This is a genomic window from Paracoccus sp. MC1854, from assembly GCF_014164635.1.
In the GTDB taxonomy this organism is placed as follows: Bacteria; Pseudomonadota; Alphaproteobacteria; order Rhodobacterales; family Rhodobacteraceae; genus Paracoccus.
In genome coordinates, this window is record NZ_JACJFU010000044.1 from 1 (window position 1) to 15,107 (window position 15,107).

Consider the following 15,107-nt stretch of genomic DNA (forward strand, 5'->3'; position numbering starts at 1 on the left):
TTGTTCCTGCCTCGCGCCTGGGCCGAGGACGCAGGGCGGCGCGCCCGTGCCGGTGTGCCAGAGGCGATCCCCGGCCGGCCCAAATGGCGGATCGCCCTGGACGAGATCAGTCGCATCCAAGTGGCTGGAGCGCGCTTCGGCGCTGTGCTGGCGGATGCCGAGTACGGCAAGGTGGCAGACTTCCGGCAGAAGCTCTCGGAGCAGGGTCTCACCTGGGCGGTGGGCATTCTGCCGACCCAGACGGTCTATCCTGCCGACGTCATGATTGCTCCGGCTATGAAGGTGGCAGAGTAGTGCTAAGCCGCGGCCCCTGCCGCTTCCCGGCATGGGCAGAGACCGTCGTCGGGCTGGATCGCATCAGCTTGCTTGATCCCGGGCTCGTCCAGCGATAATGCCGCTTGCACAGGAGGCGTGGCAGAGTGGTTTAATGCACCGGTCTTGAAAACCGACGTGGAGGGAACTCCACCGTGGGTTCAAATCCCACCGCCTCCGCCACTCAACGCGATCAATCTTAGTCTAATGTGCTGATTTTATTGCGCCCGTTCGAGTGTGCTTTGTGGTGTGCTCAAAATTTACTATACATCCTGCACTACACTATGCTCTACCTCGCCTGCTTGGAGAGGTGGTGCATCATGGCGATCAAGCAGCGGGGCAAGGGTGGCAAGCTGTCGCTCTACAAGCGGGTGCCTGCCCGCTATGAAGCGGTAGAGCCTCGCAAGTTCGTCTGGGTCGCGCTTCACACCGACAGCATGACGCAGGCGACGCGGAAGGCGGATGCGGTCTGGTCCGAGATGATCGAGGCCTGGGAGGCGAAGCTCGCCGGCGACACGGCGGATGCGGAGCAGCGCTTCAAGGCTGCGCGTGACTTGGCGGCCGCACGCGGGTTCCGGTTCCTGCCGGTGAACAAGGTGGCGCAGGTGCCGCTCGACGAACTGCGCGACCGCATGGCAGCCGTTCCCCTGCGTTCGGACGAGCCGGACATGATCGAGGCGGCTGCCGTCCTCGGGGGCGCGAGAGAGCCTTCCCTGACCGTCTCCCGGGCGCTGGACGCCTACTGGCAGCTCGCCCGCGAGAAGACCCTTGGCAAGTCGCCCGATCAGCTCCGGCGCTGGCGCAACCCGCGCATCAAGGCGGTGACGAACTTCATCGCGGTGGTCGGGGACAAGGCCGTTTCCGAGATCTCCACGGAGGACATGCTGGATTTCCGGTCCTGGTGGCTGGACCGCATCGAAGCGGGCAACGTGGGGCCGGGATCAGCCAACAAGGACCTGATCCACCTCGGCGAGGTGCTGAAGACGGTGAACCGGATGAAGCGGCTTGGGCTGGCGCTGCCCCTAGACGGCTTGTCCTTCAAGGAGGGAGAGGCCGGGCAGCGCCCGCCGTTCTCGCCCGATTGGATCAGGGACAAGCTGGTCGCCAAGGGAGCGCTCGATGGTCTCAACAGCGAGGCACGAGCGATCCTGCTTGCGATGGTCAACACCGGCGCGCGCCCGAGCGAAATCGCGAACCTGACCGCCGACCGGATCCGGCTGGAGAGCAAGGTGCCGCATATCTCCATTGAGGGTGAAGACCGGCAGCTCAAGTCGGCCTACGCCAGGCGCGTCATTCCGCTCTGCGGCGTGTCGCAGGAGGCGATGCGTATGCACCCGGACGGCTTTCCCCGCTACCGCGACAAGCCCGGGCTGTCCGCGACGGTGAACAAGTATCTGCGCGAGAACGGGCTGGCGGAAACGCCCCTGCACACGATGTATTCGCTGCGGCACTCGTTCGAGGACCGCATGATCGCGGCCGGCGTGGACGACCGGATCCGGCGCGATCTCTTCGGCCACCGGCTCGACCGCGAGCGGTATGGCAAGGGCGCCACCCTGGAGCACCTGCAGGAGATCGTTCAGGCGCTGGCCTTCTGACCCGCAAGGATGGCCCGTGCACGGGTGACGGCGTCCTGCTGGGACGAATGCGCAGCCAGCTCCCGCTCGACCCGCTCGAAGATCGGCGCATAGGTGGGATCGACAATGGTCAGAGCCGCGGCCTTGCGATGCATGGCCTGCAGGTCTTCGAGGGTGACAGGGCGAGGGAGGCACGTGCGTTTCATGCGTCTTTTATACGGCTGCGGGGTTCAGGCGTCGCTCGGAGAACGGAAAATCGCTCCAAGGGCCTGAGCCGGACAGCCGGGGGGCCATGGGGCGCGTGGGACGGCACCGCGCCTGTCGCGGGACCACTGGTCACTCCGAATGGTCCCTGGATCGGCACGGGGCTGCCGGCGGCATCGTGCCCCAAGCGGCAGTGGGCCTTGGAGCTTTCGCCTGGCACGCCGCCCTGCAGCAGCGGCGAAGCCCCGGCTGGGGCCAGACGGGGGGGGCGAGACAGGCTCGCCCATCCCCTCCAGAGGTCGCCCCGCCGGGACGCTTGCGCGTCTAGCACAGGCTCCAGGCCGTGTTGCGCGGGATCCCGTCGGCAAGGGTTCCCGCAGGCAGGCGCCGAACCCATCCGTGCTCCTCGAGGATCAACAGCAGCCGATCCGCGGCAGCCCGCTTGCGCATCTCCCGCTGCGGCGCGCGTTGCTGAACATCGGCCATGAGGAAGGTCCTGCCGGGCCGGCCCTGCAACCAGATGCGGAGATCGTCTGCCAGGCGAAGGTTCGCGTCCACCCCCGTCCGACCCAGCAGACGCTGCGCCTCGTGCAGATAGTAAAGCGCGAGGCCGAGGCCGCTCTCCATGTCGTCGGCGTCGACCTCGGTCGTGTCCGGATCGCGCCACAGGGTCAGGACGCCGGCGATGCGGCAGGCGTTCTCGGCCGTCTTGCTGGCAAAAGCCCTGACACCCTCGAATGTGCCGCCCGCGGCTTGGGCGCTCTCGATGTCATTGGCGGCCGCGACCAGAGCTTCGCGCGCCCCGGCCGATAAAGGCAGGCTGCGCGGCACTAGCTCCTTGGTCTCGGGATCAGGGATCGGGAGCGCCTTCGACAGAAGCTCGACGAGCCAGTCGCGCGCGCGCTCGGCGGCCGGCTGGGACTCTGTGACCGCCGTGATACGGCGGCTGCCGATCGTCGATTCCGGCTCCACGATCAGGCAGCGCGGCAGGAAGCCGATGTTCTCGGCCATGGGATCGCCAATCAGCTTCCCGGTCACGGTCGGCTGCATCATCAGGTGCAGCGTCAGGCGGCGGCCGCGCAGCACCGTCTCGCCCTTGGCGTTGGCGAGCCGGATCTGCCTGCCGTCCCACAGGCTGTTGAGGTTGGCGAAGGTGCGCTGTGCCTGGCCGGGCTTCAGGGCGTAGCCGCCCAGGAACGCACCCGCCTCGTCCGACAGCAGACCGGCCGAGGGTGTTCGGGACAGGATGCGGAACAGGCCGTGGATGGTCGGATCCGAAACCGTGCAGCCGAAGTCATCGACGTTGCCGGCCAGGCACCGGTCCACCGTCGACTTCCGCTCGCCGCTGCCGGCAATGGTCACGCAGAAGAGCGACAGCGGCCGGTCGCCGCCAAGCGTCTCCACATTGGCGTGCCCCTGCACCGCAAGGGACGCCAGTGCCAGCGCACTCTGCGCCGCGATGGCGAGCGGGGCCTGTGTCTCGCGGTGGGCCGCGTCCACGGCCGCCCTGAGCGGGCCGAGGAGATGGACGGGATAGGGTGCGGCGTGCCGGGCTCCGGCGACAAGCGGGCGCGGGGCCGGGATGGGCAGGGCATGAATGTTTGTCATGAAACAGGTTTTCCAGGTGGGTTGCGTGCCTGGACCGCGCGGCATCGCTGCCGTGCACAATCTAGACTTAAAGCATATACCCGCGCTGCCCCGCGCAGTCGCTTGGAAAGCCGACCACGCACCCGAGACCGACCTGGTGCCGCGTTGGTCGGGGTGCGGGGCCTGCTCATGTGCCAGACGGGATTAGCCGTTTAGCACCTTTCACACGGCTGCGGGCGCGTCGGATGAGTTTACGTGGGATGGCGCACCGACACCGCTGATGGAACACCGACCGCGCTGAGCGCGGCAAGGTCGCACCTAGCGATGTCCGTCGTCGTCCAAAGACGAGCACGCCGGTCGGATCCCTGCCACGACATGACTGGGAACGGGGCGACCTCCGTGGATCCCGGTGCGGGAAGGAGACGGGCAGCCATTAGCTGCCCGTCTCCCGATCACGCCTGCGTCCGGTCCAGCGCCCCCCGCAGAGCCGTGGCGCTCTTGACAGTGACAGCAGGATAGGAGCCGAACGAGATCACCCGGATCAGGTCGATCCCGCTGCGTTCGTCAGGGGTGAGATCGCCCAGTTGAAAAGGCGCGCGGGATGCGCCGGTGCAACGAACATGGCGCTCACTTCCCGAACAGGGCACGGATTGCGGCGCGCCCTTTCGCGGTCGGGCGCGGGTCAATGTCGCCAGAAGCTTCACGAATTTCCCCGATCCAGAGGAGCTCGTTTTCGGAGATTGGCGTGCCGAATGCGGAAAGCACGGCCTTGGTGGCGATTGGTCCTATGGCCTGCTCTATAGCCAAGCGCATAAAGCGTGCGGGATCCACTTCAAGTGCCCGCGCTAGATCAGGGACGCGATCGAGTGGTATCTTGTTTGCTCCGGACTTCAGAAGTGATATGACGTTCGCATTGATGAAGCCGGCTTCTTGAGCAATCTGAGCCTGGGACTTCCGACCTCTAAGATCCTGGATACGCTCTGTCATCAGTATCGCTGCTGGTGTATTCTTGAACGGCTTGCTCATGATATCCTCATTATTGCTGTTGACAATAATGGTATAACGAGAAGTGCAGGTTATTTCGGGTGGGACTTTGCAGACTGAGCGAAGTCCTAGATGTTTCCTGTGACTGCATGGGGATGCGTTTCGGACCGGCAGTAGGAGGCTAGCTAAGTCCTCCCATAGGAACCCAGCAGTCGACCGACAAACTCCGGTAAACCGCGAGAAAGTGTGGCTGCGGCCTGCTGCACCCGCTGATGGCAACATCTTCCCTGACGACCATTACCTCTATGGTATGTCATAGTGCTCTAGTGAAGCAGCAAGCAGGAGAAGCACCGATGATCGAACTGGAGCCGGATGTCGAAGTGATCCGTTACGAGCGGCGGAAAGCCATCCTTCGCTCGGCATGGGTCATGGGCTTTGTGTTTCTTGCCACTGCGGCATATTACTTCAACACTGTTGGTCTGCCCGACCAGTGGTGGCCGATCGCTTACGTGGTCGTGGGCACCTGCCTTCTGATGCTCGCTGCCTGCATGACATTCAGCGGCTGGGTGCTCGCTGGCGGGTCCAAGAATCAGTGACCGGACTTGCGCGACCTCTTTGCCAGTTCCACCACAAGAGCGAGTCTAGGCGCATGCTCACCTGAAGTCCCGTGGCCTAACCCGGATGGCGTTGAGGTGGAGGTCGCGGACATACATGTCGCGGGGGCGTGGCGCGGTGGAGGGTGCCGCGTCTGGTTCGGACAACGCTGCATCATTGCGGCCTTCGTTCCCGCCTTGCTGCAGCCCGGAACCGCTCCTATCGCGCTGACCGACGCTCGCCAGTTCCCGCGATAGGTCGGCGATGCGGTGCACCACGAGATGGACGACCTCGCCCTCGCGCTGGACGCGCGCCTTCACGGCGATCATGGGGGCGGTGAGGACGATGCGGCGGTGAGCCTCGAAGACCTTGGTCCAGACGACCAAGTTGGCGATGCCGGTCTCGTCCTCCAAGGTGAGGAACATCACACCCTTCGCGGACCCGGGGCGCTGGCGGACGAGGACGATGCCGGCGGTCTCGAGCCACTGGCCGTTGCGGGCGCTCATGGCCTCAGTGCAGGGGATGATCCCGCGCTGGCGCAGGTCGCCGCGCAGGAAGGCCACGGGGTGGTCGCGCAAGGAGAGGCCGGTGCGGGCGTAGTCCTCGACCACCTCGCGGCCGCGGCGCATGGGCCGGAGTGCGATGGCAGGTTCGTCGGTCTCAGGGAGGCTCGTGCCCTCCCGCGCCGCAGCGGCTGCGAAGAGCGGCAGCTCGGTTTCGCCCAGACCCTTGATGGCCCAAAGCGCCTCGCGGCGGGCGAGCCCCAGGCTCGAGTGGAAGCCGTCGGCCTCGGCGATGCGGGTCAGGGCCGCAACTGGCACGCCCACACGGCGCCAGAGATCCTCGACGGAGGCGAAGGGCGTGTCGGCGCGAGCCGCGACCAAGGCGGCGGCGTGGGCGTTGGCGAGGCCCTTGACCATGCGCAGGCCGAGGCGGACGGCGAAGCGGGTCTCGTCGCCGGTGGGCTCCAGCGTGCAGTCCCAGTGGGAAGCGTTGACGCAGAGGGGGCGGACCTCGACGCCGTGGTCGCGGGCATCGCGCACGATCTGGGCCGGGGCGTAGAAGCCCATCGGCTGGGAGTTCAGCAGCGCCGCGCAGAAGACGTCGGGGTGCCAGCACTTCAGCCAGGCCGAGGCATAAGCGATCAGCGCGAAGCTTGCCGCGTGGCTTTCCGGAAAGCCGTAGGAACCGAAACCCTCGAGCTGGCGGAAGGTGCGCTCGGCGAACTCGGGAGCGTAGCCCTTCGCCACCATGCCGGAGACGAGCTTGCCCTTGAAGGCGCTCACCCCGCCGGTGAACTTGAAGGTGGCCATGGACTTGCGCAGCAGATCGGCCTCGCCCGGCGTGAAGCCCGCGCAGACGATGGCGACGCGCATCGCCTGTTCCTGGAACAAGGGCACGCCGAGGGTCTTGCCGAGAACCTTCTCCAGCTCGGGGGTCGGATACTCCACCGGCTCCTGCCCTGCGCGGCGGCGCAGATAGGGGTGGACCATGTCGCCCTGGATCGGGCCGGGCCGCACAATCGCGACCTGGACGACGAGGTCGTAGAAGGTGCGGGGGCGCAGGCGCGGCAGCATCGCCATCTGCGCGCGGCTTTCGATCTGGAAGGTGCCGAGCGTGTCGGCCTTGCGGATCATCGCATAGGTGCGGGGGTCCTCGGGCGGGATCGTCGCCAGATCGTGACGGATGCCCTTGTGCTCGGCCAGCAGATCCAGCCCGCGGCGCATGCAGCTGAGCATCCCCAGGGCCAGCACATCGACCTTCATGAAGCGCAGCGCGTCGATGTCGTCCTTGTCCCACTCGATGATCTGGCGGTCGGCCATGGCGGCCGGCTCGATGGGGACGAGGTCGTCCAGGCGGTCATGGGTCAGCACGAAGCCGCCCGGGTGCTGGCTCAGGTGCCGCGGCGCGCCGTGAAGCTGGGCCGCGAGTTCCATGGTCAGGCGGATGCCGCGGTCGGCCGGATCGAGGTTCAGCTCGCGGATTTGGGCGTCGGTGACGCCCTCCGCCGACCAGGCCCAGAGCTGTGAGGACAGCGCCCGGATCAGGTCCTCGGGCAGGCCCAGGGCCTTGCCGACATCACGCAGTGCCCCCTTGGCGCGGTAGCGGATGACGGTGGCGCAGAGGGCGGCGCGGTCGCGGCCGTAGTTCTTGTAGACCCACTGGATGACCTCCTCGCGGCGCTCGTGCTCGAAGTCCACGTCGATGTCCGGCGGCTCGGCCCGCTCCTCGGAGACGAAGCGCTCGAAAAGGAGGTCGTTGCGGCCGGGATCGATGGAGGTGATGCCGAGGACATAGCACACCGCCGAGTTCGCCGCCGATCCGCGCCCCTGGCAAAGGATGCCCTTCGACCTGGCGAAGCGGACGATGCTGTGGACCGTCAGGAAGTAGGGGGCATAGGCCAGCTTGCCGATCAGGCGCAGCTCGTGCCTCAGGGTGGCCGCTACCTCGTCTGGCATGCCCTCGGGGTAGCGCCAAGCCGCACCTGCCCAGGTGAGCCGCTCCAGCGTCTCCTGCGGGGTCAGCGCCGGGTCGTCCCGTTCCTGGGGATACTGGTAGGCCAGCTCGTCCAGCGAGAAGCGGCATCGGCCGGCGATCTCGAGCGTGCGGGCCAGCGCCTCGGGGGTGCGCGAGAAGAGCCGCGCCATCTCGGCCGGCGGCTTGAGGTAGCGGTCGGCGTGGCGCTCGCGGCGCAGGCCCAAGGCCTCGACGGTGGTGCCATGGCGGATGGCGGTGACCACGTCCTGCAGGATGCGGCGGGAGGGTTCGTGGTAGAGCACGTCGTTGGTGACCACCGTCGCCACCCTCATGCGGGCGGCCAGCGTCGCCAGTTCATGCAGCCGCAGCTGGTCGTTCGGGCGCCGGCGCAGCGTCAGGGCCAGGTAGCCGCGGTCTCCGAAGACCTCGCGCAGGCGGCGCATCCGGAAGGCGCAGGTGTCGTCGGCGAGATCGGGGACCAAGACTGCGATCAGTCCCTCGGCATGGGCGACAAGATCGGACCAGTCGAGGTGACAGCGACCCTTGCCGGCACGCCCCTTGCCGAGGGTCAGCAGCCGGCAGAGCCGGGCGTAACCCGCGCGATCCGTTGGGTAGACCAGCACCGCCATCCCGCAGGCGAGATCGAGCCGGCAGCCGACGATGAGCCGCACCCCCGTCACCTTCGCCGCCTCGTGGGCGCGCACGATCCCGGCGAGGGAGTTGCGGTCGGTGACCGCCAGCGCCTCGATGCCCATGGCGGCGGCGGTGGCGAAGAGGTCCTCGGCCGAGGAAGCACCGCGCAGGAAGGAGAACTGCGAAGTGACCTGCAGCTCGGCGTAACGGAAGCCCGTCATGGCAGGGCGCCCGTCATCGCACGCCTCTGGCTTGGCCGTGCTCTGCGTATGTCGGTTCCTCCTTCATCCGAAGACCCCATGGAGGAACCAGCGCTGCGAGCCGGTGGCGGCGTCCTCGCCGTCGCCGGCGCGATAGATCCAGTAGCGCTGGCCCGCCTCGTCCTCGACCCGGAAGTAGTCGCGCACGGACGTCCTCTCGGCATCGCGGGTCCACCACTCGCCGAAGATGCGCTCAGGCCCGTCGGCACGGCACACCCGCCGGCGCACGCCCTTCCAGGCAAACCAGGTCGGGGGGTGGTCGGGCAGCAGCGCCAGGGTCTCGATCGGCTCGGGGCGGGGCAAGAGGCGCGCGGGCCGGGGCCAGTGATCGGGCCAGCCGGCGTCCGTTGGCTCGGCCAGCGCCGAGATGCGGCGGACCGAGCGCTCGGGCACGTCGCTGGGGACAGGGGCGATCCGGTAGACGGCGCGAGAACCCACGCGGTTCGCCAGCGTGTCGATCAGCCCCGCGAGGTCGGGCGCGGGCTTCTCCAGCAGGCTCGCCGCCTGCCGAGGCGTCAAGGGTTCGGCCAGCGTGGCCGCCAGCACCATGATCTCGATGCCAAGACCTGGGTCGATGGTCTCGATGCGGGCGCAGAGGAGCCGGGTCAGCGGCTGCGGATCCCGCACCGGCCGCGCAAGCCCGATCCGCACGATCTGGAGGTCATTGTCGATGCGGTGGCAGAGGAGATCGAGCCGGCGGGCCCCCAGGCCGCGCACCTCCAGCTGCTCGCACAGCGCCACGACCAGCTTGCCGATAGACCGGGCGATGGTCTCGGCGGCGGCAATGGGTTCGGCGAAGACGCGGCGGACCTCGACAAGCCCCTCCGGGCGGATGGGCTCGATCGGCTCGGCGGCCTCTCCCAAGGCCTGGTCGAGCCTGCGGCAGAGGTCCGGCCCGAAGCGGCGGGTGAGCGGCGCGCGGGGTTGGCCCAGCAGATCGCCGATGCGGGTGAAGCCGAGCGCGCTCAGATCGGCGACGGTGGCGGGCGGCAGCCGCAGCGCCCGGAAGGGCAGCGGGGCGAGCACGCGCGCCGTTGTGCCAAGTGCCGCGATGAAGACCGGCTCGGCCGCATGGCGCGCCAGCGCATGGGCTGCGCCCCAGGTGTCGGCAATCGCCGCGCGGGCGGTGACCCCGGACAGCACCAGTCGCCCGACCAGCGCCTCCAGCATCGCTGCCTCGCCGCCCTGCAGGTGATCGGCCCCGCTCGTGTCCAGGACGATCCCGTCGGGCGGATCGGGAGCCACCACTGGCGAGACCCGCTGCATGACCCAGATCGCCAGCCGCTCGAGGCTCGCGGCGTCTGCGACAGGGTCTGCCGGCACGATGACCAGCCCCGGCACCAGCGCCTGCGCCGTGCTGACCGGCATCCCTACGCGAAGCCCGGACCCCTGTGCAGCTTCGTCCACAGCGGTCAGCACGCGCCGGTTGCCCACACGTCCGGCAATCACCAGCGGCACTTCATTCGGTGGCGCGGCGCTCCCACCCGTGCGCCGCAGCCGATCTGTCGGCCAGCATGGCAGGAACACCGAGACGACCCGTCGCATCGCAGCCCTCCAGTTCCATCTCGAAGCTCTCGCCCGCCCGCGCCCGGATCAGCTCGACCAGCCAGCACGGCCGCCCTACGCCCGGCACCGGCAAGGGTGCCGAGGGCAGCACCGAGACCCGCCAGCGCGTCATCGCCGCCGTGGGCTGGCCGAAGTCACTGGTGTCTGCCGGCCGCCGCCAGCGCCGCAGCGCGATGCCCATGGTGCCTGCCTCCCGCGCCGCCAGGTGCAGCCGCCGCGAGGCCGTCATCGAGAGCCGCGGTGCCTCGCCTACAACCGCCGCCAGCCCGCCATGCCGCAGCCCTTCTTCCAGGCAGGCGAGCACGGAGGTCTGGTCCCCCGCCTCGACATGGATCACCCGGTCAGGATGCAGCCCCACCTGCGCGAGCCCAGGCGCAAACAGATCCGCCGCGATCACGCACCAGAGCACCGGGCCGGAGAGCCGCGCGGCGATCCCGGCCGCAAAGCAGGTCGCCGCCGCCCCGTCCACCGTCCCGTTGCCGCCACCCGCCACCTCGTGCAGGCCGCCCAGCGCCAGGCCCCCACCGGGCAGGCGTCGGTCGAGGTCGGGAAGGCCGAAGGGGAGAACGCGCGATGTCCGTCCACCATCGCCCTCAATGCGCGCGATCTGCGCACGCAGATCGGAGAGAGCTAGAGCGGGCGAGGACATGGGCATGCGCATGGGCATGGGCAGAAAGGCTCCGGCATGGACAAAAAGAACAACATCAATGTTCTCTTTTTGTTCCGGTAAGGGCCTCGATGTCAACTGCTCCCCTGTGGGGCCAGGCACAGCAGCCTTGGCACCAGTCGAGGTGGCGCGACGCAGTGCCGCCCGTCAGCCAACCTGTGCTCGATTTTTCGGCTGTGGCAGGCTCGCGTCATCTGCTCCCGGGACCCGCCTGTTCTGGAGAAACCCAGGGATCCAAGGCTCGCGCGCTTCTTTGCGGCCTAATAACTTGATCTACCGCATCCCAACCCGTCTTCCCCAGGCAGAACCATCCTCCAAGATCAGGGAAGTGCTCTTGCCTCACGCCGCTGCAGACCTCTTAGCGCGTCCGACACCTTCGTGTTCAGGTCGGCGTAGGCAAGGAAGTGGGCGGTCTCTCCCGTGCCTGTTCTCCGTCGAGGCATGGTGCGGTCCAAAAACTCTAGGAACATCATGAGATTTGGAAGGTGTCTTTGCCGCTCAGCTTGTCGTTCCCGTTCATGCGCGATCATCCCAAGAATACCAGCCTCCAAGAAAATCGCGCGGCGCGCCGCTTCGGTCCACTGCTGGGTCAGAATGCTGGTCCTGCCTGATCCTCGAGGGACGCGCAGAAAGGTGGGCAAGAAGAACTGGAAGATCTCGCCCTGCAGTGTCGTGAACGGAAAGCCGGCGAGTTCCTCAAGGGTTCTCAGCTTCAGCCGGTCAAGCTCATCACCCTTCAAGGTCACCTCAACGCGGACGCGCTTCTCGTCTTCGGGCAGGTCCTCCCGTGTCCCGGCATCCTGGTTCTGGCGATCCATCACCTTGTCCATGAGCCGAACCATCAGGTCCTCACCACGCGCGCCGACATACATCGTCCCATCCAGGGCCGGCGCCAGGTAGTGCTCGGGGCGCAGGGGTGAGGTGGTCTTCTTCTCGGTGCCTGGCCGCGGTGTGATGAAGGAGGTTGTGCCCGGACCGTAGTTGAACCTGGGCCGGCTGTCCGGGTTCGTCCAGACGTCCCGGTCCGTGTAGAGCGTGCGCTGCAGCACGCCGAGAAGAAGCTGCCGTGCTTGGGCCGTCGCGTTGCGGGCGTAGGCATCGACGCTGACTTCGATGCCCGTGATCGTGGGATGCTCGGCAAGCCCGTAAGTGTCGCGAAGCTTGTCGGACACCTGTTGCAGCCCGGCTATCGACGGCTCCTGGACCCGGATCTGGAAACGCGCCGTGACACCACCCGTTCCTGGCCTCCAGGGAACAACGTGGGGCGTTCGCCCGACCATGGGCTCGATCAGCTTCTGCACGTGCTGGAACTGGGTGCCCCGGCCGACCACGACGACAAGCTCGATCCAGTCGATGACCGCCCTGAAGCGGTAATCGTCGAGGTTGATCTGCGGCTTCAGAACATCCCGGCTAGCGAACCTCGCCTGTCTGCCCGGGACCGGCTCGACGGCGAACCTCATCTCCAGCGGGGGCCGGCTGACCTTCCGGAATGGCAACTGCGTCGTGATGAGGGAGGTCATTGTGTATCCGTGAGATCGAGGGCGCTGGGATAGCACCGCCGGCTCAGGCCGCAAGGTCCCGGCGCGCGCAATTGGCTCGTGAGGACACCGACAGCTTCCGCATGCCGCAGAAGCCGCACACAGCGCTGGACAGACTCAGGGACCAGGCTTGCACTGGTTCGAGGGGGTGTGGGCCGGCGAGCCTGAAGGGGGCCTCAGCGCCTCGCTGAGAGGCGCTGGGAGCCGAGCAATACGGTGAGGCAAGGAACAGTCTGCATGCCCCGATGCATACCGAAATGTCTGGACCTGCAGGAAGCAGCCTCGGTCGTTGTCCCGGTCCGAGGGGCCGCGCCGCATGGCGGCGCGACCATTTCGGTCAGCCCGCCCTGACCTCGATGCGCCTGGCTTCGGGTTGGGCCGCCCGCGGCAGGCGGATCGTCAGCACGCCGTTCGAGAGGTCCGCCTCGATCCTGTCGATGTCGAAGTCGCCCGTCAGGGTGAAGCGGCGTTCGTAGTCGCCCACCTGGTATTCACGATGAAGCGGGCTCATGCCTTCGGGCGCATCCTCCAGCACCTCGGCACGGATGGTGAGTTCGCGCCGTTCCAGCTGGATATCCAGGCCCTCCTGCGTCGCTCCCGGCACGTCGGCGATCAGGACCAGGCCTTCCTCGGTCTCGGCGATGTCGCAGCGGGGGCGAAAGGTCGGCCGGGCGCGTGTCGGTTCTCCACCCTGCTGTTCAGCCGGCAGCTTGCCCTGATGCTGGTCCGACGCGCCGAGGTTCTGTCGACGCTCTTCGGACGGCTCTGGTATGTTCTGGTCTTGCGCCATGACTTCCTCCGTCATCTTGCATTCACGCTGATGCGCTTGGGCTTGTCCGCGTCTGGGCGATGCAGCGACATGTGCAGCACGCCGTTACGGTAATGTGCCTCGACCCGATCGGGGTCCACGCTGAAGGGCAGCGACAGCGTGCGCAGGAACGCGCCGGCGACACGCTCGCGTCGGTGATAGCCCTTGAGGCCATCGACATGGGTCCTGCGCTCGCCCTTCAGGGTCACGGTGTCGCGGTGGACCGAGATGTCGAGCTCGTCCTCGGCCACGCCAGGGATCTCGGCCATGACGGCCACGCCATCGGGCGACGCATAGACATTCATCGCGGGGTAGCCTGCATCGGCTTGGCTGGAGGCCGCCTGGAACAGCCGGTTCATCTCGGTTTGCAGGCGACGCATCTGTGCGAACGGGTCTTCGCCGTAGACTAATCGAGAAATCATTGCTCCCTCCATCTCCAGAGTTCACATGGCTTCGCATGCACCGGGGATCCTCTGCAGCATCCTTCCGGCGCGGCCCGGTGGGTGCCCGATCTGCAGCACCTTTCGGGCCACAGGACCAACCCGATCGAGCCGCCGCCCGTTCCCTCGCAATCGGACTGCTGCTTGGCGTGCGTCTGAAGAACGATGATACGCAAGTTGGGGCGCGTCGCCGTCTCGCCGGCTGTCAGGATCTGCCGGTTGCCATTCCCAATGGCGATCCTATCTGCAGATCATCCCGGCAACGCGCGGTTCTCCCTTCGTGCGCAGCCCAGGCAATCCCCAACGCACGGCCTGACGCCTTGACGAACCACCCGTCTCAGGATCAGGAGCGTGAGGTCTTGGCAGGACTTGTCGAGCGGGTGACGTTCCACAATCCCGAGACCGGCTTCTGCGTGCTGCGCGTCAAGGCGCGCGGGCACCGCGACCTGGTGACGGTGGTGGGCCATGCCGCCGCGATCTCGGCGGGTGAATGGATCACCGCGTCGGGGCAGTGGAGCAACGACCGCACGCATGGTCTCCAGTTCAGGGCGCAGTTCCTCAGGGCCTCCGCACCCACGACTGCCGAGGGCATCGAGAAGTATCTCGGCTCGGGCATGATCCGCGGCATCGGCCCGGTCACGGGCAAGCGCCTTGTGCGGCACTTCGGCACGGAAGTCTTCGACATCATCGAGGCCAGCCCGGAACGGCTGCGGGAAGTGGGTGGGATCGGTCCCGTCCGTGCCGCCCGGATCGCTGCCGGCTGGGCCGACCAGAAGGTCATCCGCGAGATCATGGTCTTCCTGCACCAGCATGGCGTCGGCACCGCCCGGGCCGTGCGGATCTTCAGGACCTATGGTCTGGATGCGGTGCAGGTGATGAGCGAGAACCCCTACCGGCTCGCCCGGGACATTCGCGGCATCGGCTTCCGCACCGCCGATGTCATTGCCGAAAAGCTCGGCATCGAGAGAACCGCCATGATCCGGGTGCGGGCGGGGATTTCCTTCGCGCTCTCCGAAGCCATGGGCCAGGGGCATTGCGGGCTGCCCCGGACGGATCTGGCGGGGCTCGCGGAAAAGCTGCTGGAGGTGCCGGCCGAGCTCATCGAGAGCGCAATGGCGCTGGAACTGGCCGAGGGCACGGTTACGGCGGACCGGGTGGGCGACACGGACTGCCTGTTCCTGACCGGGCTCCACCAGGCCGAGCGCAGCATCGCCGCGCATCTGAAGCGCCTGGCCAACGGTGCCCTGCCGTGGCCCGCCATCGATGCCGACCGTGCCCTGCCGTGGATCGAGCAGGCGACGGGTCTTGCGCTTGCAGCCAGCCAGGCCGAGGCCCTTCGCCTGGCGCTGCGCTCCAAGGTGCTGGTGATCACCGGCGGACCCGGCGTCGGCAAGACCACCCTGGTCAATGCCATCCTGCGCATCCTTGCGGCCAAGGGCACCCGTCTGCTGCTCTGCGCCCC

General features: G+C 67.3%; 14 protein-coding genes and 1 tRNA gene. 5 read left to right on the forward strand and 10 right to left on the reverse strand.

What is annotated here, in order from left to right:
• The 3 genes from H5395_RS16210 to H5395_RS16220 form a co-directional block, all read left to right on the forward strand.
• Nucleotides 1-294 (forward strand): transposase (locus H5395_RS16210; RefSeq protein ID WP_182793585.1); only part of this gene is annotated, 294 nt, incomplete at its 5' end.
• 111 nt (nucleotides 295-405) lie between these two features.
• Nucleotides 406-495, forward strand: a tRNA-Ser gene (locus H5395_RS16215).
• Between the two features lie 137 nt (nucleotides 496-632).
• Nucleotides 633-1,907, forward strand: a complete 1,275-nt coding sequence (locus tag H5395_RS16220; RefSeq protein WP_182793586.1) for a tyrosine-type recombinase/integrase — start codon at nucleotides 633-635, stop codon at nucleotides 1,905-1,907.
• On the opposite strand, the gene H5395_RS16225 is transcribed toward H5395_RS16220, so the two are convergent.
• From H5395_RS16225 to H5395_RS16240, 4 genes are all read right to left on the reverse strand, one after another.
• Entirely contained in the window at nucleotides 1,889-2,041 is a 153-nt protein-coding gene (locus H5395_RS16225; protein ID WP_182793587.1) for a hypothetical protein, read from the reverse strand. The two genes, H5395_RS16220 and H5395_RS16225, sit on opposite strands and share 19 nt — an antisense overlap.
• Nucleotides 2,042-2,414: 373 nt before the next feature.
• Nucleotides 2,415-3,698, reverse strand: coding sequence for a DUF3987 domain-containing protein (locus H5395_RS16230; protein ID WP_182793588.1), 1,284 nt, complete (start codon nucleotides 3,696-3,698; stop codon nucleotides 2,415-2,417).
• A 431-nt stretch (nucleotides 3,699-4,129) separates the two neighbouring features.
• Nucleotides 4,130-4,324 (reverse strand): hypothetical protein, encoded by a 195-nt coding sequence (locus tag H5395_RS16235; RefSeq protein WP_182793589.1) that lies wholly within the window; start codon nucleotides 4,322-4,324, stop codon nucleotides 4,130-4,132.
• The gene (locus tag H5395_RS16240) at nucleotides 4,305-4,703 is read right to left on the reverse strand and encodes a helix-turn-helix domain-containing protein (RefSeq protein WP_182793590.1); all 399 of its coding nucleotides are present in this window, start codon (nucleotides 4,701-4,703) and stop codon (nucleotides 4,305-4,307) included. Before H5395_RS16240 ends, H5395_RS16235 begins: the two co-directional genes overlap by 20 nt.
• A gap of 311 nt (nucleotides 4,704-5,014) precedes the next feature.
• On the opposite strand from H5395_RS16240, the gene H5395_RS16245 reads away from it, so the two are divergent.
• Nucleotides 5,015-5,257 carry a hypothetical protein gene (locus tag H5395_RS16245; RefSeq protein ID WP_182793591.1) on the forward strand — a complete coding sequence of 81 codons (243 nt, stop codon included), beginning with the start codon at nucleotides 5,015-5,017 and terminating at the stop codon, nucleotides 5,255-5,257.
• A 57-nt stretch (nucleotides 5,258-5,314) separates the two neighbouring features.
• Here the strand turns inward: H5395_RS16245 and H5395_RS16250 are convergent, their stop codons facing one another.
• The 6 genes from H5395_RS16250 to H5395_RS16275 all read right to left on the reverse strand — a co-directional run bounded on the left by H5395_RS16250 (nucleotide 5,315) and on the right by H5395_RS16275 (nucleotide 13,585).
• Nucleotides 5,315-8,587, reverse strand: a complete 3,273-nt coding sequence (locus H5395_RS16250; protein ID WP_182793592.1) for an error-prone DNA polymerase — start codon at nucleotides 8,585-8,587, stop codon at nucleotides 5,315-5,317.
• Between the two features lie 63 nt (nucleotides 8,588-8,650).
• Nucleotides 8,651-10,075 carry a DNA polymerase Y family protein gene (locus H5395_RS16255; RefSeq protein WP_370576489.1) on the reverse strand — a complete coding sequence of 475 codons (1,425 nt, stop codon included), beginning with the start codon at nucleotides 10,073-10,075 and terminating at the stop codon, nucleotides 8,651-8,653.
• A gap of 10 nt (nucleotides 10,076-10,085) precedes the next feature.
• Nucleotides 10,086-10,859, reverse strand: coding sequence for an ImuA family protein (locus H5395_RS16260; RefSeq protein WP_255440758.1), 774 nt, complete (start codon nucleotides 10,857-10,859; stop codon nucleotides 10,086-10,088).
• A 320-nt stretch (nucleotides 10,860-11,179) separates the two neighbouring features.
• Complete coding sequence (locus H5395_RS16265) at nucleotides 11,180-12,379, reverse strand: hypothetical protein (RefSeq protein WP_182793594.1); 1,200 nt, start codon at nucleotides 12,377-12,379, stop codon at nucleotides 11,180-11,182.
• 355 nt (nucleotides 12,380-12,734) lie between these two features.
• Complete coding sequence (locus H5395_RS16270) at nucleotides 12,735-13,187, reverse strand: Hsp20/alpha crystallin family protein (RefSeq protein WP_182793595.1); 453 nt, start codon at nucleotides 13,185-13,187, stop codon at nucleotides 12,735-12,737.
• An 11-nt stretch (nucleotides 13,188-13,198) separates the two neighbouring features.
• Nucleotides 13,199-13,585, reverse strand: a complete 387-nt coding sequence (locus H5395_RS16275) for an Hsp20/alpha crystallin family protein (protein ID WP_220495091.1) — start codon at nucleotides 13,583-13,585, stop codon at nucleotides 13,199-13,201.
• 419 nt (nucleotides 13,586-14,004) lie between these two features.
• On the opposite strand from H5395_RS16275, the gene H5395_RS16280 reads away from it, so the two are divergent.
• A partial coding sequence (locus H5395_RS16280; RefSeq protein ID WP_255440760.1) for a helix-hairpin-helix domain-containing protein occupies nucleotides 14,005-15,107 on the forward strand: 1,103 nt, incomplete at its 3' end.